This window comes from Wolbachia endosymbiont of Zygogramma bicolorata, from assembly GCF_051130665.1.
Classification (GTDB): domain Bacteria; phylum Pseudomonadota; class Alphaproteobacteria; order Rickettsiales; family Anaplasmataceae; genus Wolbachia.
On record NZ_CP149530.1, the window covers coordinates 1,086,064 to 1,111,011 of the forward strand.

The window sequence follows — 24,948 nt, forward strand, 5'->3', positions numbered from 1 at the left end:
TGGGGAGTTATGGCAGGAAAAAGTAAAGCAATAGGAGAAGAATTATATAATAAGTGTAACCTGGAATTAAAGAAGCACGGCATAAGAGGAGAGATAGGAAGAAGATTACAGGCAATAATATCTGCAAAAGAATATGGAATAACAAAAGTTGCTCAAATATACCGAATTACTAGAACTACATTGATGAAGTGGATTACAAGATTTAAGGAAGGAGGAGTCAATGCGTTTAAAATACAACCAGGACGTGGAGTAAAGCCGAAGTTGAGCTACAAGCAGCAAGAAGAAATTAAAAATGTCATAGCAGAAGAAGGAGCCAACCTAACGGCTAAGAAATTAAAAATCATAATTGAGAAAATGTTTTCTATTGAGGTAAGTAAGTCTACAGCACATAGACTGATGCAAAAGTTAGGTTTTTCGTATATTACTCCAAGGCCTGTGCACAATAAACAGGATAAAAATAAACAAGAAGAGTTTAAAAAAAAATCTTAATGAAACTATTGTCACGTATCCCGAAAAAGAGCTATTTTTCTTCGATGAGTCGCGGTTTGGCACACATTCAAAGATTGGACACGGGTGGTTTAAAAAAGGCATTAGGACACAGGTTAAGGTAAAATTAGGTAGGCAAAACTTTTATCTCTATAGTGCAGTTAATCCTAGAAATCGAGAGAGTTCTAGCTTATTCGTACCAAACGTCAATACTGATTGTATGAATATATTCCTTGAGCAGATGTCACAATATTTAGGAACAAGGGAGGCATTTCTTGTTGTGGATTGTGCAGGATGGCATAGATCCAAAGGTTTAAAAATACCACAAAATATTACCTTAATCTATTTACCTCCATATTCACCAGAGTTAAATCCAGTAGAGCGTTTATGGCAATATTTGAAAGACAATCTCATTAAAAATAGAATATATGACTCTGTTAGTTTATTGGAGGATACTGTATGTGCATTCATTCGTAATATTACGGAAAGTTCGATCAAAACCATTTGTTCTGTTAGTTATTTGCCTACTTATTTATGAGATTTGGTATAATAAGTTGCTTTTTTTCTTCCTCTGTAATCTTTTCTTCATCAAACGAATCTATGCAGGCCATACTTACACTTCTTTCTCTTCTTGGTTTTTTACTTGGTGGATACTCTGGTGATGAAGATTCTCTTTTAGAACACTGCCCTACAGTAGGTAACATATGAACTGAACTATGAACTACTTCAACAGGAATAAATCCTTCCTTAGTTGTCCTACTTGTTAAAATAAGTTTATTCGGATTATTAGATCCTTTATCAAAAACAACACCGATAAATTTTACCTCATCACCATCTGTAAGTGTTTTGTAGGTAACACCTTCTTTGTATTCTTCATTTATTTGATCATTTGCTTCCTTCAATAAAGCTTGAGCTCCTTTGCCCTGCCTTGATGCCTTCAGTTCTAACCCTACTGGAGTGTACTCCTCAGCATTTCCACCTTGAGCCACAAACTTAACACCATGAACTAGCATATCAATGCGTTCCCCTCTACCAGTTTGAAACTCAGTTAAAACTAGTGATCTAGTTTCTGGTGATTCTTGTAATTTTAGGTCGCTATAATAACTAAACGCTCCATTCAATATTCCCTGAAAATGAGCTTCTTTATTAACGAGACTCTTAAAAGGGAATATTCCTTCTCCAATTTTTTCTAATAATCTACTATATCCTCCTATTGATAAAGATTGGATATCTAGTGCTTTATCGAATGTTTCTTTTAACTCATTAGGATAAGGAACTTCTTTAAAAGTACCTCGAAGTTTCTCAGCTCCGTTGTTGTACTCTTGTAAAGAATTATATTTTTCAGCCCAAATAGTAAGATATCTTTTAAAATCTGACTTGTATCTAGTATCAAAATTAAGATTTAATTCGACTATTTCCCTATTCCCTATTTCTCTATTTAATCTATCAAGAGGGAGCACTTCATCCAGCCCGTTCAGAACATCCTTTCTGTTAGCTTCAACAATATTTATTACATAAACCAATTTCTCTGTATTTTCTGGAATAAGCGCCATTGTTACAACTGCGTGGCTTGCATCAAGATTAGTTGACAGTCTTTCTCTGGCTCTTTTAGCTGCTGGACGTCCAAGCTCACGAAGATTAGGATGCACTTCAGTAGGTATATTATCTCCATAGATAAAAATGTATTTTTTAAAACCAGTTTTTAAATCTTCAACTCTATTTAGCAATAGTGATTGCCCTAGTAAAAATCTACTAAAATAATGATTATCTCCCTTCTCAGGTGTACCAGGAAAGGTATGATAAATACGTTCTAGATTATCTTTCACCTGTCCCTTTAATTCTATTGTTCCAATCCTTTGCGTATCCCAGTCATCAGCAGATTTTAGCATATCTTGAAAAAGAGGAATTATTTCTTCCCCACGATTTGATACTTTAATATCAGAGATAGGAGATGGATTATCAAGATTGACACCAACACATAAAATGTCATCTGCAGTGGTTAGAACTCGCTGAACATTTGGTTGAAAACCTTGTGCATACTTTTCTGCTTGCTGCAAAGCCTTATCTGGAGTAGCATTAGTACCTGCCCCTGCTTTTAACTCAATAATAATGGGAATAGAATCTAATACACGATCAGGACCACGAGCTAACAAGATAATATCTGCATAACCCCTTCCTGCAAATTGCTCTGGGTAGACTCTAAGATTATACCTATAGTGGAAATTCATGAAAACGCCTACCATAAATCCATGATGCGCTGCTTCACGTGCACTCTTATCATAGATTAATGAGTTTTCATATTTAGAATGAACTTCACTAATCTTTCCAAGAACTCTCCCAAGAGATCTTGCAATTATTTTCTCATCAAAGCCACTTAGACCAGCTATTTCACCTTCCGGATTACTCCATATTCCTTTTTCTATTTTATGAAATTCTTTGCTAGCAGGAGAATCAAGTATTTCCCTAACTTCCATATTAACAAAAATACCATCCTTTCCTTTATAGATCTGTACTAATCTGGATTTTATTCTATCTTGAATTTCATTCTTAATATTTTGCTCAACGTTCCGATCTCTAATCTTACTCCTATCTATATTATTTCTTAATATGTTCTCCAACTCATTAACGGTAAACTGATGGCCGCGCTTACCTTCTGAAATGGAAAATAAATCTATATTATTAATAGCGTCTTCAGCATTTCCGATTTGACCATTTTTAACAATAGCTACCTTTAAAGTTTTCGAAGTATCAAAACTAAAATAAACCTTTTTAATATTTAACTTCTCCGCAATCTCTGTATCCAGCAAAGTAGAAAAGCTCCCTAAGAATAAGTGCGTAAAAAATCCTGCTTTTTCTACAGAGTGTAAATAAGATGGAATCTGATCCACAAATGATTGAAGTCTTGTTTCGAAAGATCTAAAATCCTCTTCTTGCTTGCTTGTGCCAACTTCTGTACCTGCTTCCTCTATCAATAACTGTATTAATTCAAAATCTTGTGGCCTTCCTTTACCCATGACTCTTTTTAAGTTTAAGCCTTTTGCAAGCTCCTTATCATTATCAACAATATTTTTTTCAAGACCAAGTGCGTCCAGAGAAGGCAAGTATTGTTCAGTAGGAGATAGACCTACCAGGATAAAAGTCGGAATCCTGTAGCTTGGGTAGCAGCATGGAGGGAAACCAAAATGTTGAAGCCTACCGACAACATTATCGTAGGATAATGGCGAATTACCAGGCCGTAGCGAAAGCGAATACACAGATTGCCTCGAAAGGAATATTCTGAAGGTCGAGCCATCTTGGTACTGGTGAAGACAGAATAGACCAGACGAAAAACGAATGAAACGATAGGTCTACTTCAGCGGGGTGTTAGTAACGGCATGGCAATGAGGACATACAAAGCAACTGGAGAAGCCCTCCTCATCCCAAGGAGAAATACCTTGGAGAGGTAGGTTCTATAACTGGAAAACAGGAAGTGAACTGAAGATGAGAGGGTGGCAGATGGGTGCGTAGTAGTGAAGAAGTGAGGTAACGCTCATGGAGCAAAGGCACCCTGCTAGTAGAAATCTTTTAACAAAAGGAAGGTAAAGGTAAAAATGATAAAAATGCCAATAAAATTACAAGACCTGAGAAGAAAGATATATATCAAAGCGAAAGCAGAACCGGAATGGCGATTCTGGGGAATCTATGTTCACGTCTGTAAGATGGAGACACTGGAAGAAGCATATAAGCTAACAAAGAAGAGTAATGGGGCACCAGGAATAGATGGGATGACATTCGAATCGATAGAGGCAGAAGGCTTAGAAAAGTATCTTCAACAAATAAGACACGAACTAATAACCAAGACCTATAGCCCAAATAGGAACCGGAGGAAGGAAATACCAAAATCTGGAGGAAAATTCAGAAAGTTGAACATACCCTGCATCCGGGATAGAATAGTGCAAACAGCACTGAAGCTAATACTTGAACCGATATTCGAATCAGACTTCCAAAAAGGATCATACGGGTATAGACCTAAGCGTAATGCGCATGAAGCAGTACAAAAAGTAACGGAAGCAGCAATCAAAGGCAATACAAAAGTAATTGACGTAGATCTGAAATCCTACTTCGACAATGTGCGACATCATATTCTGATGGAAAAGATTGCCAAAAGAATAAATGACAAAGAAATCATGCGCATGATTAAGCTAATCCTCAAAACAGGAGGAAAACGAGGAATAGCACAAGGATCACCACTTTCGCCACTACTAAGCAATATATACCTAAATGAGGTAGATAAAATGTTGGAGAAAGCAAAAGAGGTGACCAAAGAAGGAAAGTACCAACGTATGGAATATGCCAGATGGGCAGACGATTTAGTGATACTGATTAGTGAACACCCGAAACGGGAATGGCTAGAAAGAGCAGTATACAGAAGGTTGGAAGAAGAATTAGCAAAACTAGAAGTGAGCGTAAATGAAGAAAAGACAAAAGTTATCAACCTAAAGAAAGGAGAAACATTTAGCTTCCTAGGGTTTGATTTTCAAGAGAATATCACAAGACAAGGAAAATGGAATGTCAGGAAAACACCGCAGATGAAAGCACGAACAAACCTGCTACGCAAGTTGAAGGAAATATTTCGGCGCTATAAATCGCAACCGATAAAAAGAGTGATACATGACATCAATCCGATATTGAGAGGGTGGGTAAACTACTTTAGGATAGGGAACTCTGGTCGAAAGTTCAATTACGTAAAACATTGGGTGGAAAAGAAGGTAAGACGCAACTTAATGCGAGCCAGGAAAGCAAAGAAAGGGTTTGGGTGGAAGAAGTGGAGTAGCGAATGGATATACAAAACGCTGGGTCTATATTCAGACTACAGAATAAGGTATTACAAACCGAAAGCATCACCAGTACAATATGTGATAAACTTTGGTAAAGAATCTGCTAGGAAAGCGTAGTGCGGGAAAACCGCATGCTGCGTTTGACGAGGCGGGAGCTGGAAACGTTAACATGGGAATTTGGATTGAGGCCTATTGTGAAAACAATGGATCAGCCACCAAACCCTAAAGTAGGCGCGCCAGTTCTCGACCCTACAAATAATCAGTGATAATTTATTTGATTCAGTGCAAGTACAGCTAACTGAAAATAGGCAAAGGGCAAGAGCTCGAGAAAGAAAAGAAACTTTTTTGTTGCGGAGTTTAACAGTATGTCAGCGTTGCCAATATACTTATTGTGGTGTATATAGTAGAAATAAACGTTATTCTTACTACCGTTGTTCTGGCTCCAGGTTTAATGGCAACAGAATATGTGACAATAAATCAATACGCACTGATGTATTAGATGCAGTTATATGGGAAGAAGTCAAGAGTATACTAAAAGAGCCAGATAGGATTGCAAATGAATATCAACGTAGATTGTCAGAGAACAAAAAACCTCTACATAATCAAACACGTGAAAAGCAAGAAAGTAAGTTAAGATTAAGTATAAAAAAATTTATAGATAGCTATGCCAAAGGGTTTATAAGCCAAGAAGAATTTGAGCCAAGAATTACAACAATGAAACAGCATTTAAAAGAAATTGAGGAGGAAAAAGAAAAAGTACTTGATCAAAAGAAATTACAACAAGAATTGAGCCTCGTTACAGATAGCTTGAAAAACTTTTCCTCAAGTGTTGAATCAAAACTTGATCTGGTAGATTGGCAGACTAAGCAAAATATTATTAGAATGTTAATTCATCAAATTGAAATTAATCACAATCACTTGCATATAGTATTTCGCATAAAAAGTCTTGCAAATTTTGATCAAAATGGGCATAATAGAATTATGCAATGTTGTACTAGTCGTACAGACACTGGGATCCAGCTTCTATGCAACTTAATTAAAAACGTTTGTTTTAGCGTAAGACAACTACCTTTAGCTCATCAGCTCAGTTATAAGCAAAATTTCTGGATCCCAGTGTCTGGGCACTGGGATGACACCATTTGCTGTGCAATTTACCTTCAAAAACGAATGTTCGTACAGCTATGAGTGAGATCAAAGAATTGCAGAATTAAGTGTGAATGGTTACAGAGTAATTTCAAAGTGCATTTGCAGTTGGACTGGCTGAATGGATATACTTAATGAAAGTCCCATTTCACGGTGTTCAAATCTACTCCTTCTTGTACCATCTCCCAAAGTGGGCTCATTTCTCTCAGTCGGCCAATATTTTTAGCAACAAGATCTGCTGCGTACAAAACTTCTTCTTTAGTTGTAAATCGGCCTAGGCCAAATCTAATTGATGAATGCTCAAGGTCGTGGCCATTATTTAGCGACCGTATGACATAGGAAGGCTCAAGAGACGCAGACGTGCACGCAGAACCAGAACTTACTGCTAAATCCTTGATTGCCATGATGAGAGACTCACCCTCAACATAGGGAAAACTCAAGTTTAGGTTGCCAGGAATTCTATTTTCATAATCACCATTTAAAACGATATCAGGAAATGCTTCTTTTATCTTATTGTACAAAATATCTCTCAGTCCTTCCAATTTGCTTGCTTCTGTTTCCATTTCTTCTTTAGCGATACGTGCCGCTTCACCAAAACCAACTGCAAGAGGTGTTGGAACTGTTCCAGAACGCATACCTCTTTCTTGTCCACCACCACTAATCAATGGTATCAGCCTAACACGAGGATTCTTTCTACGGACATATAATGCGCCTATTCCCATAGGTCCATAAATTTTGTGGCTAGAGAGACTCATAAGATCAATGCACATCTCATTAACATCAATTGGAACTTTTCCAAAGCTTTGAGCTGCATCTGTATGGAAAAATATATTATGCTTTCTGCATATTTTACCAATCTCCTTTACAGGCTGAATTACTCCGATTTCATTATTTACCATCATCACTGAAACCAGGATTGTTTTATCAGTAATTGCTTCCTCAAGCTTTGATAAATCTATAATTCCGTTTTGCTTAACAGGCAAATATGTAACTTTAAAGCCTTCATTTTCCAGATGCCGACAAGAATCCAGAACACACTTATGCTCCGTGCAGACAGTTATTATATGATTTCCTTTATTTTTGTAAAAGTGAGCAATGCCCTTGATTGCTGTATTATTTGACTCAGTTGCACCTGAGGTAAAGATAATTTCTTTGCTATCTGCGTTCACCAGATCAGCGATGTGTTTCCTTGCTTTTTCCACTGCTTCTTCAGCAGTCCAACCAAATGAATGGCTGCGAGAGTGTGCATTACTGAACTCACCAAAATAAGGTATCATTACCTCCAAAACACGGGGATCCACTTTAGTAGTAGATTGATAATCAAGAAATATTGGTAATTTTATTTTAGTATCATGTATTTTCTTACTTTCAACATTCATAAAGCTACCACAGGGACAAAATTTACAACTATTTAATAGCACTAAAACTTAATTTTTTCAAGGTATAATCTTGCATCAACAAACATTGTCACCAAAGGGATGTGTGTATGACGCTGGTTCACTCTGTGATGGTGTCATTCCAGCGCCCCTATGATGTCATCCGAGTAGCTCCTTTTTTTGTCATCCGAGTAGCTGACACTGGTTCACTCTATAATAGTATCATCCGAGTAGCCCCTTCTCCTGTCATTCTAGTGCTCCTTTTTTTGTCATCCGAGTAGCCCCTTTTTTGTCATCCCAGTGCCTATTTCTTTGTCATCCCAGTGCCCAGACACTGGGATCTCATTTTACTCTATAATGGCAGTGCTCCTTTCTCGTCATCCCAGTGCCCAGACTACTTGGATCCAGGAAACTTAACTCTACACCAAGTAAATGTACAATAAGAACTAGATTCCAGACTGGAATGACACCCTACTTAACCGTCATACCGCCGCAGTATCTCTTAGCATAGATCCCGCTAACAAGCAGCGGGATGACGAAGTTATTGTCATGCCACCGCGAACCGTCATACCGCCGCGGTATCTCCTTAGCATAGATCCCGCTAACAAGCAGCGGGATGACGAATTACTTAACCATTATACCGCCGCGGTATCTCTAGATCCCGCTAACACCTTACTATTACCCACAAATATAAATGTTTGTTGCATAGCTCTTAATGGCATAACTTTTGCTTGAAATAACTGTTTATATGGTGCAATTTACAGCTTTTAGTTGCTAAAATTATAACTCTTAATTTAATAATTTTAATCCAATAAGCTTTCAGGTTAATAAAATTAAATTATTTGAGTAAATACAATACCATGTCTTTATTTGTGGGTAATAGTAAGCGCTAACACGTAGCGGGATGACGAGATGCCACCGCGAACCGTCATACCGCGATTCATTCGCGGTATCTCTTAGCCGCTAATACGTAGCGGGATGACGGTTGTCGGTAGGCCTAAATTACTTTAGCCATAAATATTTAAGAAATTTACCAAACGAAAAAAAAGGCAAAAGAAGCCCCGAGTAGCGAGTTTTGACTCTATATTACTGTAAGTGGCGCTGTAATAATGTGCTGACGCTTAGTTTAAGCGCGATTTGGCTGAATGTAGAAAAAATAAAAAAGACATGCAGCCGCTATAATTTTATCTAATCCGCCAATAAATACCCTGAGTTTTTTACTGAATTTTTGTTGTTGAACCTGCGCAGATCAAAAACAAGTTTTGAGTCATAAATACCCTTATTATCATAATAAGGGGGCTGGCGGAGTTTGTCAAGGAAGTTTTTGTATTTTAACCTTAGATTTGAGAAATCTTATAGGCTTTTGTTTTCATGAAATTATGTTCTCATGGGTAAATTAATGTTATCCTTTTTTGTTGATCTAAAGTTTTTTATGTTCATACACTTACGTGTTCATAGTGTTTATTCGCTGCTTGAAAGCTCGGTTAAAATTGAGGAGCTGATAGGCCTTTGTTTGCGAAATAAAATGCCAGCGGTTGCAATTACTGATTCAGGCAACTTGTTTGGCTCGCTCGAATTTTCAGAATATGCAGCAAGTAGGGGAATACAGCTAATAATAGGATGCAATATTATAGTTAAACATTCAGAACAAAATTTACCTATATTATTGCTTGCAAAAAATGAGCAAGGGTACACTAATTTAGTCACTTTGGTGAGTGAGTCTTTTAAAAAGCGCAAGAATAACAGCGATATTCCTTACGTTGATTTTGATGAGCTATTGAATTTAAGTATGGGTCTGATCGCTTTAACCGGTGGATGTTTGGCTCAACTATTGTTGGGGCAAGATAAAGAAACGGTTGAAAAACTGCTTTCAGCATTCGATGGTCATTTATATGTTGAATTGCAGCGTCATGGGCTGAATAAAGAGCTAGAGCTTGAAGAAGCTTTAATAGATTTTGCTTATCAGCGCAATGTACCACTGGTTGCAACGAACGATGTGTTTTTTCCAAATAGGTCTGATTATGAGGCTTATGACATATTAACATGCATATCGGAGGGGAGTTATGCCCTGGAGAATAACAGAAAGAAGTTAACTACCGAGCATTACTTCAAATCTGTGGCAGAAATGGAGGAACTGTTCAGCGACATTCCCGAAGCAATTCATAACACTTTAGTGATAGCTAAGCGGTGCTCTTACATGCCAAGAAGCAGGCAGCCTATCTTGCCTAAATTTCCTTGTCGAGAAAATAAAACTGAGAATGAAGAACTGAGGGAGCAGGCAGTTGCAGGATTGAAGCTGCGTATTGCAAAATCCTCTTCTGTCACCAGAACACCCTCCACTGTCATCCCAGTACTTGATACTGGGATCCAGAGAGATTCCAGCGTCACGCGCTGGAATGACACCAAACCAGATGATGACACACAACATGATATCGATTTCGAGCAATACTACGACAGGTTAGATTATGAACTAAGTGTAATCACTTCAATGAACTATGCTGGTTACTTTCTAATAGTTTCTGACCTTATCCGCTGGAGCAAAGCAAATGGCATTCCAGTTGGTCCAGGAAGAGGCTCTGGTGCTGGATCAATTGTTTCTTGGAGCTTACAGATTACAGACCTTGATCCAATAAAGTTTGGCCTAATATTTGAAAGGTTTTTAAATCCCGATCGTGTATCAATGCCTGACTTTGATATCGATTTCTGCCAAGAGAAAAGGGACCTGGTTATTGATTATGTTCAGAAAAAGTACGGTTATGTTGCTCAAATAATCACTTTTGGAAAATTGCAAGCAAGGGCAGTATTGCGTGATGTTGGTAGAGTATTGCAAATGCCTTACTCTCAAGTGGATAAAATATCTAAAATGGTTCCATTTAATCCAGTAAATCCTGTAACTTTATCGCAAGCGATAGAGCTTGATCAAAACCTGCAGAAAGAACGGGATAGTGATGAGGTAATTGCAAAGCTTCTTGATATATCACTAAAGCTTGAAGGAATATATCGTCACGTTTCAACTCATGCTGCTGGAATTGTAATATGTGATCAAAAGTTGGAAAATTTTGTTCCTGTGTACTACGATCCAAATTCGGCTCTGCCAATCACTCAATACAGCATGAAATATGTGGAGAAAGCTGGGTTAATAAAATTTGATTTTCTTGGACTTGGTACGCTAACACTAATAGATCATGTATGTCGTTTAATTAATCGTGATGAAAAAAAGATCGATATTTCTTCAGTTCCTTTGAATGATCAAAAAACCTATGAGATGCTCTCTAGCGGTGATTCAATTGGAGTGTTCCAGCTTGAAAGTTCGGGAATGAGACAAGCTTTAATCAAATTAAAGCCAGATTGCATTGAAGATATTATCGCTTTAATTTCCCTTTATCGTCCAGGACCTATGGATAACATTCCAACTTATGTTGCAAGAAAGCATGGACTTGAAAAGCCAGATTATATTCATCCGTTACTTGAAGGAGTGTTAAAAGAAACATTTGGGGTAATAATCTACCAGGAGCAGGTGATGGAAATAGCCCGTATTCTTTCCGGGTATAGCTTAGCGGAAGCAGATCTGCTGAGACGTGCCATGGGTAAGAAAATTAAGGAAGAGATGGATAAACAACGTGCACTTTTCATCCAAGGGGCAACGAAGAATGGCGTTGATTATGACAGGGCAAGTTATATCTTTGACCTTGTTGCAAAATTTGCTGGTTATGGATTTAATAAATCTCACGCAGCTGCATATGCGGTTATATCTTATCAAACGGCTTACCTTAAAGCTAATTATCCATTAGAATTTTTTACAGCACTAATGAATCTAAATATTGATGATAGAGATAAACTGAATTTATTTTATCATGCAGCAAAGTTTAGTGGCGTTACCGTTCTTCCACCTGATATAAACAAGTCTCAAGCTGAATTCTCAATAGAGGGTGAGTGCATACGTTATGGTATTGCTGCCTTGAGGAATGTTGGTTTTTCTATAGCAGAAGGAATAGTGAACACACGTTCAAGCGCTTATAAGGACATATGGGAATTCATTCAAAATTCAGGTCATATAATAAATAAGAGGGCGCTAGAAAGCCTAATTAAATCCGGGGCATTCGATAGCGTGCATAAGAACAGAAAGCAGCTATATGAGTCAATGGACATGCTGATTTACTTTGCAAATAAAAACAAACAGGATAGGGAATCAAGTCAAGCTGCTTTGTTTGGTAGTCTTGATGTCCTCAAACCGAAATTTGAGAATGTGGAAAATTTTGATGAAGAGGAAAAATTAGAGCATGAGTTATTTTCACTAGGATTTTATTTAACTAATCATCCACTTGAAAAATTTAGAATTCTTCTGGAAAAGTTAAATATTGGGTTTATCGGAGAAAATAGAACAGCAAAAACTGCTGGGGTAATATTAAATGCACGTATGAGAACTTCAGAGCGTGGAAGGTTTGTTATACTCACACTTTCTGATCCCCATAACGTTTCTGAAATAGCATTTTATAATAATGAAATAATAGAAGAAAAAAGAGATTTATTTTCACCAGGAACATTTGTGATAATTGATCTTGAAGCTTCGGAAAATACGACAAGATTAGCAGGCAAGGATATATCTGAGTTTACAAAAAGAATCGCTTCTACAATAAAGGAATTAGTTCTCACCACTGAGTGCACGGATTCGCAAAAAGCCGCTATGGAATTAAATGCAATATTGAAAGATAAAGGCAGAACCAAAATAATGCTAAAACTTCTTCTCGAAAAACATAAAGTGAGCATCTTATTACCAGGTGCATACTCAATTGCTCCTCAAGTTATTTATGAAATATCTAACTTAAGCTGGATTAAAGGCGTAGAAATTAATACAAATAACTTGCTTATATAAAAAAGCTTTATATAATGAAATATTTAATCGGTATTAAAGGAAGATATAGTGAATCTTTATGAATTTACTTTTATAGCACAACAAGGATTATTACAGCAAGAAGTAGAGGAGATGGTCCAAGAGCTAGCTGTTTCATTGAAAAATATTAAAGCAGATGTTATTTTCCAGAAGATCAAGAGTCTTATGGAAAGGCAAAATAGTACGCTTACAAAACAAGAGTTAGAAACGCGTGCTGAAAACATTAAAGAAGGTCTAGTTGCTTATTCTGATTTCTTGGAAGATCTTACAAAAATTTTATGGGTTGAATTGGAAGAAGATCTTTCAAATTTGAAAGAAGTGAAGTCAAAAATCGATAAAGAGTTGAAAGATGACCTAAAAGATTTAGGAATAACGCAAGATTTTATAAAATTTCTAGGAGGCAGTGAGCAAATTACTAAAAGTGCGTTTATCCATAATGCAGTAAATGCTTTGAAGAGAAATATTTCAGAACATCTAATAAAGATTTTTCAAGATATTTTGAAAGATTTTAGAATAAACGGTCCAACTCAATCGAGCAAAGCATTGGAGATGCTTTTGGAAAACATTGAAGCATCGGGATTAATCAAGTATGAACATTGGGGTCTTTTGGATTTTGCATATCCAATAAATAAGATGAAGAGCGGTCATTATTGTATAATGTGCATAAGTTCTACTGCAAACATTCTGGATGAATTTGTGCGTAGAATGAAACTTAATGAGAACGTTATTCGCCACTTGTCTGTGCAGGTTGATAAATTTTTTGAAGGTAAATCTTATATGATGAATAAACAAATTGAGGAGCAAAACGCATAATGATGAAAAGACGAAATAGTTTTAATAATTCCTACGTATCTGTAAATAATAGGACTGGCTTTAGGCGTTCTAAAGTTTGCCCTCTTGCTACGTCTAAAGATGAAGACATAGATTATAAGAATACAGATTTATTATCCAAGTTTACCTCTGACTATGGTAGGATATTACCTAGAAGGTTAACAGGCGTATGTGCAAAAAAACAAAGGAAGTTACGCTTAGCGATCATAAGGGCACGTTTTTTGGCTCTTGTTCCTTACTGTACTAAAAAAGTTTAGGTAATTTATGTTGATAATTTTAAAGGAAAATATAAGGACTTTAGGTAAGCTTGGTGAAGTTGTCAAAGTTAAACCAGGTTATGCACGTAATTTTCTTTTTCCACAAAGAAAAGCGGTGAAAGCTACCAAGGAAAATTTAACAAAGCTAGAGGAGCAACGTTTATTACTGGAAGAAGAGAATATAAAAAGATTAAATGTAGCAAAAGAGCTTGCATTGTCACTACATGATAAGTTTGTGGTATTGATAAAGCAAGCTTCAGAGGATGGTAAAATTTTTGGTTCTGTAACAACACGTGAAATTGCGAAAGTTTTACTACAAGAAGGACATGCGATAGATCATCGTAGTTTATCTTTTGGTGGAATAAGCATCAAAAACTTGGGTGAATACCAAGTAAACGTAGAATTATATAGTGAAGTAGTAGTACCAATTACTATATACGTCGTGAAATCCGAAACAGATGCGCATGAATTAAGGCAAGTAAAGTTGCAAAATCAGAAGTCTGAGCAACAAGAAGGTGAAGCAGTGGAGCAAGAAGATACAAATAACAAATAGCAGTGAATAAAATATATCAACTATTCCTGTCATTCCAGTGCCTTTTTTTTCTGTCATCCCAGTGCGTGACACTGGGATCTAGCATGTTCAAAGATAAGACGGGGGTCATTTAATGATCCCGCGCTATAGCCAAAAAGAAATGTCTTCCATTTGGGAGGAAAATAATAAATTTAATATATGGCTTAAAACAGAAAAATTAGCGTGTGAAGCTCAAGCAGAGTTAGGAGTGATTCCAAATAGTGTTGCTCAGAAGCTCTCTGGTGCTATTGAATTTGATATTGAACGTATCAACGAAATTGAATCCATTGTAAAACATGATGTTATAGCTTTTCTGACATATGTTGCTGAAAAAGCGGGAGTTGATGTTCGTTATCTCCACTATGGAATGACAAGTTCTGATGTTTTGGATACATGCCTTGCGGTGCAGTTGAAAGAGTCATGTGATATTTTACTCGGGAATCTAAAAAATTTACTTGCAGTATTGAAAAAAAAAGCTGAGGACTATAAAGATATTGTTTGTGTTGGGCGCAGTCATGGAATGCATGCAGAACCAACAACTCTTGGATTAAAATTTGCTAGATTTTATGCTGAATTTAAACGCAATTATCAGAGATTAATTAGCGCGCAAAAAGAGATCTCAATTTGTAAAATATCAGGTGCAGTAGGTAATTTTGCAAATGTTGATCCGTTTGTTGAAGAATATGTAGCAAAAGAAATGGGACTCATACCTGAAACCATATCGTCTCAAGTCATTCCTCGTGATAGACATGCCATGTTCTTTTCGGTTTTGGGAGTGATTGCAAGCTCAATAGAAAATATTGCAATTGAAATTCGTCATTTGCAAAGAACTGAAATCGGCGAAATTTCTGAGCATTTTTCCATTGGGCAGAAGGGAAGCTCTGCTATGCCACACAAATGTAATCCTATTTTAAGTGAAAATCTGACGGGACTCTCACGTTTAATACGCAGTTATGTTTTTCCTGCGTTAGAAAATGTTGCATTGTGGCACGAACGTGATATATCACACTCGTCTGTGGAAAGATGCATTGCTCCTGATGCTTGTATAACAATGGATTTTGCTTTAGTGCGATTAACAGATTTGATAGATAAATTGGTAATCAATAAGGAAAACATTGAAAAGAACTTAAATTCTTCAAAAGGTTTAGTTTTCTCACAACGTGTATTGCTTGAGTTAGTAAATAGTGGTTTGGCGAGGGAAGAGGCGTATAAAATTGTTCAGAGCAATGCAATGAAAGTGAAACAAAACAACAGTGATTTTCTGGCCGAATTGAAACAAGATAAACCTTTACTTAAGGTTATTAACTCGGAAAAACTTGAATCTTTGTTTGATTTGAAATATTATACAAAGCATGTAGGTCACATATATAGCAAGGTTTTCAATTAGGCTGAGTAGCTCAGTTGGTAGAGCAGGAGGATCATAATCTCTTGGTCGGGGGTTCAAGTCCCTCCTCAGCCACTCGAACTAAACTATGTTTAGCAAGATAGTGCTATTGGTGAAGTAGTGCGACCCAGTGTCAGCTACTTGGAATGGTTACGTTCAGTTGTATATCCACTTAGGTGTATAGTTTAGAGGAAAATGGATAAGAGATTGTGAAAGTAACCGTTCACGGAGATAAGGTGGTTTACAAAGTAAGTATAAAAGTGTAAAGAGATAGGAAGCTAAATATGGAATGGGTAAATGACAACAGTGCTGCAAGAAAAGGTTGTAGCAGAAAACGCTAATCTCAAGGAAGAAATAAAAGCACTGATCAGAGAAAATGATAGCTTGAAAGCAAAAATAGTTGAATTAGAAGACAAATTGGGCTTAAATTCGCAAAATTCATCGCTGCCACCATCACGAGATATATATCGTAAGAAAGCAAAAAAGAAAAGTGATAAAAAACCAGGAGGTCAGCCAGGACATAAGGTGCATAAGCGTGAATTAATGGCTGCAGACGAGGTAGTGAGATGCACAATTGATACAATTTGTATGTGTGGAGGTAAGATTACTTTAGAAGATGAAATTATTCATCAGAAGGCAGAGTTGCCAGAAATTAAGCCAATTGTAACTGAGTACAGGTTGCAAAGAGGACATTGTAGAGTATGTAATAAAAGAATTACAGCAAATTTACCCGAAGGTGTTGCAAGAGATTTTCTAGGACCCAATGCTAAAACAGTTATAAGCAGCCTTAGCGGCTTTTTTATTAACTCAAAAAGAGAGGTACAGCAAATTTTGGGCAGTATTTTTAATCTAAATATAAGCCTTGGTTTAGTCTCAAATACTGAACGCAGGGTATCGAAGAAGTGTGCATCTGAATATGAGAAAATGAAGGAAGAGTTGCAAGGAAGCGAGTATTTGCATATAGACGAAACAGGGCACAGAAATCAAGGAAAGAGAGGCTGGAGTTGGGTAATAACAAACAAAGCGTTGACACTTCTGAAGGTAAGCGAGTCTCGTGGTAAGAAGGTGTTGAAGAGTTTACTGCCAGAATATGATGGTATATTTGTGAGCGATAGATACGCTGTATACAATTACTTCAATCGTGAAAATAGACAGATATGTTGGGCACATCTGGCAAGAGATTTTGAGAGATTTGCCCATAGTAAAAATGTTGAAGTGAGCAAAATTGGCCAAGCACTAAAATCGCTCAGCAATAAGGTGTTTGTAGTAGATAAGGCAAAAAAACAAAATTTGATAGATAATTTGAGATTTTATCGACTGGTGCGAAAAATTCGGAAAAGGGTAAAACATTTTTTACGTAAAATGACGAGGGTTGCAAATAGCACTCAAGCTTCAAGAATGGCCGCTAAGATGTTACGATCTGAGGATATGATGTGGAAGTTTTTAAGAAAACCTGAAGTGATAGAAACAACTAATAACCTTGCAGAACGGCAAATTAGACGGTACGTAATTTATCGTAAAAACAGCTTTTTCACCTGGTCAGAACGTGGAGAAAGATTCGTGGAAAGAATGTTGTCGATATTTTTGACATCACGTCTAAATGGCCAGAACCCCTTTCAAAAGCTACAGAATCTAGTAGCTGTCACTGCTTAGTTCTTTAATTCATTCTCACAATCCGTGAACGGTTACATTTACCAGGCAGAAAAAAAAGGCAAAGAACTCCCGTGGTGCGAGTTTTGACCCTATAATAATTTAAACTGGCGCTGTAATAATGTGCTAACGCTTAAAATAAGCGCGATTTGGCTGAATGTAGAAAAAATTTAAAAGACATGCAGCCGCTATAATTTTATGTAATCCGCCAAAAAATACCCTAAGTTTTTTACTGAATTTTGTCATTGAGCCTGCAGGTCAAAAACAAGTTTTGAGTCATAAATACCCTTATTGTCATAATAAGGGGGCTGGCGGAGTTTGTCAAGGAAGTTTTTTGTTTCCACTGAATGACAGTTGTGGCTTGGGAGGTAGTACAAGAAATCTGTTATTTTAATTGTGTGAAATTTAGTTTTGTGTTTCATAATATTATACAATCAAATTGATAAAAGCTGTATTATCTCCTTGCAGCATTAAGTGTATATTTTTTGCTATTTTTTCCACTAAGGGAGTAACGTTATCAAAATTTGAAAATTTTGATAATACATAATCTGCTAAGCTTTTTTCATCTTCAGGTCTACCCACTCCAAATCTCAAGCGCCAATAATCATTACCAATAAAACTATCTATGGATTTAAGTCCATTATGTCCAGCAGAGCTACCACCTTTCTTTATTTTTATTCTTCCAATTTCCAAATCAGCGTCATCGTGTATGACAACGATATTATCTAGCGATAATTTGTAAAAGTTTCGTATTTTTGCAACAGGGATGCCTGAATTATTCATAAATGAATAAGGCTTTATTAACATGATTTTATTATCATTAATTATGCCAGAGGTTATTAGATAATCGGCTTTTTTAGAAAACGACTGGAAATTCCAATATTTGTAAATTTTATCAACTACGATGAAGCCGATATTATGATGAGTTAACTCATATTGACCACCAGGGTTACCAAGTCCAACTATCAGATGCACTATTACTCTGTTTCTGCTTGAGGTTCTTCAACGTCACTATCGGCAGCAGAAATTGTAACAATAGTAAAATTTTCTTCTTCATGAGCTACAAACTTAACACCTTCTGGTAATTTTACATCATTAATATGTATAGACTGGCCAATCATTTTACCGGATAAATCAACTTCTATAACCTGAGGTATTTTATCAGGAGAGCATTTAACAGCAATAGAACGACACAAAACATTAAGCACTCCACCTAACTTGATCCCTGGAGCTTTACTTTCATTCACAAATGATAGAGGTATGTCTATTTTAATTTCGCTGCCTTTATCAACAAATTGAAAATCAACATGTTGCACAGTATCCTTTACTACATGCAATTGGATATCGCGAACAAGAGCATATTCCTTTTTGCCCGAAATATTCAGCTCTATCAAATGTGCAGAAAGAGAGCCTGATTTATATTGCTTCGTGAATTCCTTTGCAGACAATGTTAAATTTACATTATCATGACCCTTTCCATATATGATTCCAGGGATGTTTCCTTTCTTCCTTAGAGAATGCATCGCTTTTGTTTTTGTTATATCACGTAACTCTGCATTAATTGTTACTATTTCTTGTTGCGTCATCGATTACTCCTATTCAGCTAATCCTTTTAATATAATTTAATAATAATATAACATAAAAATATTTATTTCAAACTTCATTCTTTCATACTAATTGTTTGTGAAAGGATTTATTTAGATGTATATTTAAGCTTATTTAACAAGAACTATGGGCATTGATGATAAAGTAGTTTTTAGGATTTATAAACCAACAAAAACTGCAACACAATCTGGTTTAGGTAATACAAATCTCTGGCACCTAAAAATTGAATCTGGTTCTTACTACATTGAACCTTTAATGGGGTGGGTTGGCTCAAAAGATCCAAAAAAACAGATTGTATTAAAGTTTGATTCTCTTGAAAAAGCAGTATTCTACGCAAAAAAACGCAACGTTAAATACGTAATTGAAATGCCAAAAAATGTTAAGAGGCTGCCAAAATCTTACGCAAGCAATTTCATACTAAAGTAAGGTTTATTGTGGTGTGCTTATCTGTAAAAGATAAAGCTTAGTATAACCAATTTAACTCTGGGTTTTAAGTTGTGCTAACACACTGCGGCCATTTAAAGAGTCAAGATTTTTAACCTGGCTAGCCAGTATTAAAGAGTTATTTTTTAGGTATTTCTTTACAAGGCTTGCAAGTCTTTTTGGATTATTCAAATAGCTCCACTCTGCTTGTAAAACTTTTATATCACTTTGTACTAAACTAATTTCACTTTTTATTTTTATTAGCTCTCTATTTAATGACTGAACATGTAGTTTTATCTTAAATAGTCCTACAATGCTAAGAAAAAACATAACTATTGAGATGATGCAGAAAGTTCTCATGACAACTTCTGTATAGCTCTTAGTTTTGCTGAGCGTGAACGCGGATTTGCACTTACTTCTTCTATACTTGCTTTGATCACTTTTTTATTTAGAAGAGAGAATGTCTTACAATCAGTAGATCTTGGCTCACATAGATCTTTAAAAAAAGTTTTGACTATACGATCTTCCAAAGAATGAAAGGTGACAACAATTAATTTGCCATTCTCATTTAAAATTTCAGATGCAGCTTTAATGCCCCTCTCAAGTTCTCCCAGCTCATCGTTTACCCATATTCTGATTGCCTGAAATGTTCTGGTTGCAGGATCAATTTTGCTTTTTCCACGGAACACCACAGAACGTACAATGTTCGCAAGCTCAAATGTAGTTTTGATAGTTTTCTTCTTCCGTGCACTTACTATTGCTCTTGCGATTTTGCGAGAATGATGCTCTCCTCCGTAGTTATATATAGTATTTGCAATTTCTTCTTCGCGTAAAGCGTTAACAAACGTTGAAGCGTTTATATAAGAAGAGTTATCCATGCTCATATCGAGTGGACCATCATGTAAAAATGAGAACCCTCTATCTCCGTTATCAAGCTGCATAGATGAAACTCCGATGTCAAAAACCACCCCATCCACTCCGTTTGATTTCATTCCAGCGCGTGACCAGTTATTTTTTCCAGTATCAAGTACTGGGATGACAGGAGATGGCTCAACGCTGCTTAGTATACTTTTAATATTACTAAACTTCTCAATGAATAGTTTTATTCTATCGGGATATCTAATGCTTAAATCATCATAAAACTTAGTTACCGTTTCATCTCTATCAATTGCATATACCTTGCAATCAGCTGACTCCAATATTGCTTTGCTATACCCTCCAGCTCCAAATGTGGCGTCCACGTATATACCACCATCCTGCGGTGATAGTAGTGATAGCATCTCTTTTAACAAAACTGGAGTGTGTGTCATAGTGCTCCATCAAAAGACTCTGTGCATACAAATAAAAATAGCTTCCCACTAAAACATATGGAAATATATAGGCAATAATATAAAAATACTTGAATATAGTCAATGATATAAAAATATTAAGATTTAATAAGATACTATTATTAATATAATGTTCAAATTTTTCTATTATATAAAAAAAAGTAATGTATATTACTAAATACTAAACAAACTATAGAAAATTATGCAGCAAATAACAAAAGTAATATTTTCAAGTTTGATTTGTAACACTTTATTGTGGTATGACCACATGCTTTTTGGCCACTTAATAAACATAATAGGTGGTGTGTTTTTTCCATCGGATGATCAACTAACCAGCGTATTGAAGGCTTTTGGAGTGTTTGCAGTGGGTTTCTTAATGAGACCAGTCGGCGCTGCTATATTTGGTCACATTGGTGATAAGCATGGCAGAAGAGTTGCCTTATTGCTCTCGATTATATTAATGACTTTATCAACTGTATTAATTGCTTTTGTTCCAGGTTATCAAAGCATTGGAATACTAGCGTCAATGCTGGTAGTTTGTTTAAGATTATTGCAGGGTATATCCCTTGGAGGAGAAGCAGGAAATGCACCATTTTTAATAGAACACGCTCCTAAAAACAAAAAAGGATTTTTTGGCAGCATTGAAGTATTAAGCGCAATTTTTGGTTCAGTATTAAGCCTGATAGCAGTACTCATATGCAAAAAAGTATCTGATTTTGAATCTTGGGGGTGGAGATTACCTTTCATTTTCAGTTTAGCAATGGGATTAATCAGCATATATATGAGATATATACTTGATGAAAGCCCAGAGTATAAAAGACAGAAAAATCCATCTAAACTGCCATTAAAAGAGTTATTGAATAGCTATAAAAAACCTTTTCTGATATCAGTTGGGGTTGATATAGTTGAAAACTCATCTCTTTACATATATCTGGTATTTTTCAATGTGCTTACATCAACAATAAATACTCATTTTAACCATATGGTAGAAATACTGAGTCAAATTGCGCTCGGAGGATTGACAATATTGTTTGCAATACTTTCTGATAAGGTAGGAAGAGAAAAAGTTATGAAATTTTCATTTATAGCTTTTGTAATAGTGAGTTATCCAGTTTTCTCAATGTTATGTAGTGGCAATTACTTACTCACTTTTACGGCACATATTCTTTTTATAATTCCAATAGCTGCATCGCTTGGTCCTGTCAGTGCATTTATGTGTGAATTATTTCCAACAAAGGTTCGGTACAGCGGATTTGGCTTGTCAAGAAATATAGCTGCTGGATTTTTTGGTGGCCTTGCACCATTTATATGCACAACAATTATCAAAGTTACAGGACAAGAGACTTCAGCTAGTTTTTACATGATTTTCTGTGCATTAATTGGGCTAGTTGCTATATCGCAAATTAAGGATTAGCTTTCTTCAAGATCCAAGTATAGTTGCAGTATAGCAGAGTTTAAAAAAATCTAATTATATGGTGGGAAGTGCCAATTTTTAGGTGATAATGTGAATATTTCAGCACCATCTTTAGTTACTCCGAGCGTATGTTCAAATTGAGCAGAAAGTGAAAGATCGCGTGTTGTCACTGTCCAGTCATCGATTTTACTGAGCAGAGTCTCATGTTTTCCAGCATTAATCATTGGCTCTATTGTAAAAAACATACCTTCCTTCAAGATGAGATTTTCATCTTGATCATAGAAATGCACTACATTTGGTGGAGCATGAAAGACTTTTCCTATACCATGTCCGCAGTAGCTGCGTACGATAGAATATCCAAAATCTCTAATATATTTCTCTATAGCAAGCCCTATTTCATTTAACTTATTGCCGGGTTTAACTTGTTTAATTGCTTCCATCAATGCATGATAAGTAGCGTCACACAAACGTTTTGCTTTTATTGATGGCTTGCCAACCCAAAACATGCGACTTGTATCACCATGCCAACCATTTAAAATCACCGTGACATCAATATTTAAAATATCTCCATCTTTAAGCGGTTTATCATCGGGAACACCATGGCACACAACTGCATTTTTTGAAGTGCAAATCGATTTTGGATACCCCCTATAGTTTAGTGGTGCTGGAATTGCACCTGCATTAATTATAAAATCATGACATAGATCATTTAACTCATTAGTTGTCACCCCTACCTTTACGTACGGTGCAATGAAATCAAGAGTTTCAGCAGCAAGCCTGCCAGCCTTGCGCATAAATTCAAAATCTTCTTGTGAGTGTATAGTTATGTTCATATTTTCCATGTCTTATTGTAATTGATACGCTTACTTGCAAGTATATAAATGTAATAACTTTACGTATTATGAAAATAAGCCCTATGGATCCTAGTGTCAAGTCATTTGTATGAAAGGTGGTCAAGCAAGAAGTCTATTTAATAATCTGAACTATACAACTACTATCTCAGGATAATCTGAAGGTTTTTTGTGATAGTAATCGATGCTATTAGAATTCACCTCAATGTAAGTATTGTAGATACGATTCTCAAAACCACCTCTCTCTTGTTTTTTAGAGATACGCTTTTCTTCAATTTGTTCTATAGATAGTCCACTTTCTTTGCCTAATGCATGTATGACCTCAAGTAAATCAGCTAACTCTCCAAGGTTTTCATCTGAGGTTTTAGAGGCAATAACTTCCTTTGCTTCTTCTAAAAGTTTATCTTTGAGACGTTCAATGTATTCATCTTTTTCCATCACCCTCTCATAAACAATAATTCCATGGGAACGTATAATTTCAGTTGTATGATCACGAACAAGTTTATTAATTTTGAAACAATGTTTTTTATTCATAATGTTTCCTTTGACAGATATAAGAATTTCATTCAGTAAAATTAAACTGTAACTTTTGATTTAACCCAATGGTACAACTTACTTATTTTACCATCTTGACCGAGCATTCCAGAGTTATTCTTATAAAAAGTGTCAACTATTAGCTTTATAGAACCTATAGCAGCAGAAAATACAGGATTTTTATCATATTCGCCATCAAGACCGCTACAAGACTCAGGGCACCCAATTCGAACTTGCTTATTGAATATATAGCCTGCAATTTCCTTCATGCTTGTGAGTTGACTAGTTCCACCTGTGATCACTACTTTATTAATTGGATCTTTCTGCTCTTGAAATTGCTCTCTTACCATTTCAAGTATTTCTTCAACTCTTGGTCTTATGATGTTAATAAGCTCAGATTTGAATACTTGAGTAGGTTCATCATTTTCACTATTTTGGACTGTAATATATTCGTTCTCATCTATTGAAGTTACGATAGTGCTACCATACAGTATTTTTATATACTCTGCACGTTCTATGCTTGTGCATAGCCCGTAAGCAATATCTCGAGTGATATGAACGCCACCAATTGGAACGCTGCTTGCATACACAAGTTTCCCTCTTTTGAAAATTCCAATTGCAGTGCACCCACCGCCTATATCAACAATAGCAGTCCCGAGCTCTTTTTCATCTTCACTCAGACAGGCAAGACCTGCAGAATATGCAGAAGCAATACAACCTGCCATATTTAATCCACCATTATTGGTAATACAGTTTTCAATATTGGTAAGCGCTGGACGCGAAGCAGTGACAACATTAACATCAGCAGATAGTCTTTTTCCGTACAATCCACCAACTTCTTTTATGTCAGTCATGTCATCTAAGTGATATTTCAGTGGTATATTGTGAATGATAACATTTTCTTCAATATATTTCTCAAACGTCTGAAAAACTACACGTTTTATATCCCGGTCAGAAATTTCATGATTAGCTGCAATAATTTCATTATGTACATTAAAAGATGAGATGCCACATCCAGCAATGTTCACATATATCTGGTCTATAGTTTCCTCTGACACTTGCTCAGCTAAACCTATAGTTGATGAGATGGAGTAATTTGCGTGTTTTACATTAGTTATCGACCCACCGTTTACACCTTCTGCAATCTTATAGCCCGTTCCTGTCACTTTATAGCTGAAGTTGCCATTTATTTTAACGATTAGACAAATAATCTTTGTTGTACCTATGTCTAAAACAGCAAAAACGTTTCTCTTTGGTTTTGCTATTACTGCAGAGTACATTAGTTAACCTTATTACGCAATTTCATTTAAATTGTAGCTTTCTTTAATAATTTATATTTCTATTATAGATATAGCAACATTTTAATATACACTAAATTCTGGACAAA

General features: G+C 36.0%; 20 protein-coding genes and 1 tRNA gene. 12 read left to right on the forward strand and 9 right to left on the reverse strand.

The features are described 5' to 3' along the window. Positions 1-9 precede the first annotated feature (9 nt). Positions 10-1,024, forward strand: a protein-coding gene (locus WKH12_RS05145) for an IS630 family transposase (protein WP_434732009.1) whose coding sequence is annotated in 2 segments (ribosomal slippage) — positions 10-474 and positions 476-1,024 — 1,014 coding nt in all. Because the reading frame shifts where the segments join, the coding sequence is not laid out codon by codon here. On the opposite strand, the gene WKH12_RS05150 is transcribed toward WKH12_RS05145, so the two are convergent. After that, positions 1,011-3,587, reverse strand: coding sequence for a hypothetical protein (locus WKH12_RS05150; protein WP_434732172.1), 2,577 nt, complete (start codon positions 3,585-3,587; stop codon positions 1,011-1,013). The two genes, WKH12_RS05145 and WKH12_RS05150, sit on opposite strands and share 14 nt — an antisense overlap. A 489-nt stretch (positions 3,588-4,076) precedes the next feature. Between WKH12_RS05150 and ltrA the strand changes: the two genes are divergently transcribed. Beyond that, positions 4,077-5,420 (forward strand): group II intron reverse transcriptase/maturase, encoded by a 1,344-nt coding sequence (gene ltrA / locus WKH12_RS05155; RefSeq protein WP_434732173.1) that lies wholly within the window; start codon positions 4,077-4,079, stop codon positions 5,418-5,420. Between the two features lie 165 nt (positions 5,421-5,585). Then, positions 5,586-6,488 carry a recombinase zinc ribbon domain-containing protein gene (locus WKH12_RS05160; RefSeq protein WP_434732174.1) on the forward strand — a complete coding sequence of 301 codons (903 nt, stop codon included), beginning with the start codon at positions 5,586-5,588 and terminating at the stop codon, positions 6,486-6,488. An 89-nt stretch (positions 6,489-6,577) separates the two neighbouring features. Here the strand turns inward: WKH12_RS05160 and WKH12_RS05165 are convergent, their stop codons facing one another. Then, positions 6,578-7,825 (reverse strand): IscS subfamily cysteine desulfurase, encoded by a 1,248-nt coding sequence (locus WKH12_RS05165; protein ID WP_253309635.1) that lies wholly within the window; start codon positions 7,823-7,825, stop codon positions 6,578-6,580. A gap of 1,429 nt (positions 7,826-9,254) precedes the next feature. Between WKH12_RS05165 and dnaE the strand changes: the two genes are divergently transcribed. From dnaE to tnpC, 7 genes are all read left to right on the forward strand, one after another. Then, positions 9,255-12,695: a DNA polymerase III subunit alpha gene (gene dnaE, locus WKH12_RS05170; protein ID WP_434732658.1), complete on the forward strand. Its 3,441-nt coding sequence runs from the start codon at positions 9,255-9,257 to the stop codon at positions 12,693-12,695. Between the two features lie 48 nt (positions 12,696-12,743). After that, on the forward strand, positions 12,744-13,526 hold the full coding sequence (rpsF, locus tag WKH12_RS05175) for a 30S ribosomal protein S6 (RefSeq protein ID WP_264731023.1): 783 nt from the start codon (positions 12,744-12,746) through the stop codon (positions 13,524-13,526). Then, on the forward strand, positions 13,526-13,801 hold the full coding sequence (gene rpsR, locus WKH12_RS05180; protein WP_064125330.1) for a 30S ribosomal protein S18: 276 nt from the start codon (positions 13,526-13,528) through the stop codon (positions 13,799-13,801). The genes rpsF and rpsR overlap by 1 nt, the downstream gene beginning before the upstream one ends. Before the next feature lie 7 nt (positions 13,802-13,808). After that, a complete protein-coding gene (gene rplI / locus WKH12_RS05185; protein ID WP_434732175.1) occupies positions 13,809-14,354 on the forward strand; it encodes a 50S ribosomal protein L9 in 546 nt (181 codons plus the stop codon). Between the two features lie 112 nt (positions 14,355-14,466). Further along, positions 14,467-15,759, forward strand: a complete 1,293-nt coding sequence (gene purB / locus WKH12_RS05190; protein ID WP_341822599.1) for an adenylosuccinate lyase — start codon at positions 14,467-14,469, stop codon at positions 15,757-15,759. After that, positions 15,759-15,831 (forward strand) — tRNA-Met (locus tag WKH12_RS05195). The genes purB and WKH12_RS05195 overlap by 1 nt, the downstream gene beginning before the upstream one ends. Before the next feature lie 222 nt (positions 15,832-16,053). Next, positions 16,054-17,409: an IS66 family transposase gene (tnpC, locus tag WKH12_RS05200; protein WP_434732010.1), complete on the forward strand. Its 1,356-nt coding sequence runs from the start codon at positions 16,054-16,056 to the stop codon at positions 17,407-17,409. Positions 17,410-17,832: 423 nt separating this feature from the next. On the opposite strand, the gene pth is transcribed toward tnpC, so the two are convergent. Further along, positions 17,833-18,381: an aminoacyl-tRNA hydrolase gene (pth, locus tag WKH12_RS05205; RefSeq protein ID WP_253309378.1), complete on the reverse strand. Its 549-nt coding sequence runs from the start codon at positions 18,379-18,381 to the stop codon at positions 17,833-17,835. Positions 18,382-18,383: 2 nt separating this feature from the next. Next, a complete protein-coding gene (locus WKH12_RS05210; RefSeq protein WP_250295275.1) occupies positions 18,384-18,992 on the reverse strand; it encodes a 50S ribosomal protein L25/general stress protein Ctc in 609 nt (202 codons plus the stop codon). Positions 18,993-19,137: 145 nt separating this feature from the next. Between WKH12_RS05210 and WKH12_RS05215 the strand changes: the two genes are divergently transcribed. Next, positions 19,138-19,437: an ETC complex I subunit gene (locus WKH12_RS05215; protein ID WP_253309377.1), complete on the forward strand. Its 300-nt coding sequence runs from the start codon at positions 19,138-19,140 to the stop codon at positions 19,435-19,437. A 51-nt stretch (positions 19,438-19,488) separates the two neighbouring features. Here WKH12_RS05215 and ftsL read toward each other — a convergent pair whose 3' ends face one another. Together ftsL and rsmH are read right to left on the reverse strand one after the other, a co-directional pair. Beyond that, entirely contained in the window at positions 19,489-19,794 is a 306-nt protein-coding gene (gene ftsL / locus WKH12_RS05220; RefSeq protein ID WP_096617865.1) for a cell division protein FtsL, read from the reverse strand. After that, entirely contained in the window at positions 19,791-20,744 is a 954-nt protein-coding gene (gene rsmH / locus WKH12_RS05225; protein WP_434732176.1) for a 16S rRNA (cytosine(1402)-N(4))-methyltransferase RsmH, read from the reverse strand. Before rsmH ends, ftsL begins: the two co-directional genes overlap by 4 nt. A 220-nt stretch (positions 20,745-20,964) precedes the next feature. Between rsmH and WKH12_RS05230 the strand changes: the two genes are divergently transcribed. Continuing rightward, the gene (locus WKH12_RS05230; protein WP_253309685.1) at positions 20,965-22,176 is read left to right on the forward strand and encodes an MFS transporter; all 1,212 of its coding nucleotides are present in this window, start codon (positions 20,965-20,967) and stop codon (positions 22,174-22,176) included. 50 nt (positions 22,177-22,226) lie between these two features. Here the strand turns inward: WKH12_RS05230 and map are convergent, their stop codons facing one another. From map to ftsA, 3 genes are all read right to left on the reverse strand, one after another. Beyond that, the gene (gene map, locus WKH12_RS05235; protein WP_434732177.1) at positions 22,227-23,009 is read right to left on the reverse strand and encodes a type I methionyl aminopeptidase; all 783 of its coding nucleotides are present in this window, start codon (positions 23,007-23,009) and stop codon (positions 22,227-22,229) included. A gap of 150 nt (positions 23,010-23,159) precedes the next feature. Then, positions 23,160-23,561 carry a pyrophosphohydrolase domain-containing protein gene (locus WKH12_RS05240; protein WP_434732178.1) on the reverse strand — a complete coding sequence of 134 codons (402 nt, stop codon included), beginning with the start codon at positions 23,559-23,561 and terminating at the stop codon, positions 23,160-23,162. Positions 23,562-23,602: 41 nt separating this feature from the next. Next, positions 23,603-24,841 (reverse strand): cell division protein FtsA, encoded by a 1,239-nt coding sequence (gene ftsA / locus WKH12_RS05245; RefSeq protein WP_264732303.1) that lies wholly within the window; start codon positions 24,839-24,841, stop codon positions 23,603-23,605. Positions 24,842-24,948: the final 107 nt, after the last annotated feature.

Bases quoted from the DNA above. Each gene is read 5' to 3' on its own strand.
- ltrA (WP_434732173.1), top strand. From the start codon at position 4,077: ATGATAAAAATGCCAATAAAATTACAAGACCTGAGAAGAAAGATATAT.
- WKH12_RS05165 (WP_253309635.1), bottom strand. From the start codon at position 7,825: ATGAATGTTGAAAGTAAGAAAATACATGATACTAAAATAAAATTACCA.
- dnaE (WP_434732658.1), top strand. From the start codon at position 9,255: ATGTTCATACACTTACGTGTTCATAGTGTTTATTCGCTGCTTGAAAGC.
- rpsR (WP_064125330.1), top strand. From the start codon at position 13,526: ATGATGAAAAGACGAAATAGTTTTAATAATTCCTACGTATCTGTAAAT.
- rplI (WP_434732175.1), top strand. From the start codon at position 13,809: ATGTTGATAATTTTAAAGGAAAATATAAGGACTTTAGGTAAGCTTGGT.
- purB (WP_341822599.1), top strand. From the start codon at position 14,467: ATGATCCCGCGCTATAGCCAAAAAGAAATGTCTTCCATTTGGGAGGAA.
- tnpC (WP_434732010.1), top strand. From the start codon at position 16,054: ATGACAACAGTGCTGCAAGAAAAGGTTGTAGCAGAAAACGCTAATCTC.
- WKH12_RS05210 (WP_250295275.1), bottom strand. From the start codon at position 18,992: ATGACGCAACAAGAAATAGTAACAATTAATGCAGAGTTACGTGATATA.
- WKH12_RS05215 (WP_253309377.1), top strand. From the start codon at position 19,138: ATGGGCATTGATGATAAAGTAGTTTTTAGGATTTATAAACCAACAAAA.
- ftsL (WP_096617865.1), bottom strand. From the start codon at position 19,794: ATGAGAACTTTCTGCATCATCTCAATAGTTATGTTTTTTCTTAGCATT.
- rsmH (WP_434732176.1), bottom strand. From the start codon at position 20,744: ATGACACACACTCCAGTTTTGTTAAAAGAGATGCTATCACTACTATCA.
- WKH12_RS05230 (WP_253309685.1), top strand. From the start codon at position 20,965: ATGCAGCAAATAACAAAAGTAATATTTTCAAGTTTGATTTGTAACACT.
- map (WP_434732177.1), bottom strand. From the start codon at position 23,009: ATGAACATAACTATACACTCACAAGAAGATTTTGAATTTATGCGCAAG.
- WKH12_RS05240 (WP_434732178.1), bottom strand. From the start codon at position 23,561: ATGAATAAAAAACATTGTTTCAAAATTAATAAACTTGTTCGTGATCAT.
- ftsA (WP_264732303.1), bottom strand. From the start codon at position 24,841: ATGTACTCTGCAGTAATAGCAAAACCAAAGAGAAACGTTTTTGCTGTT.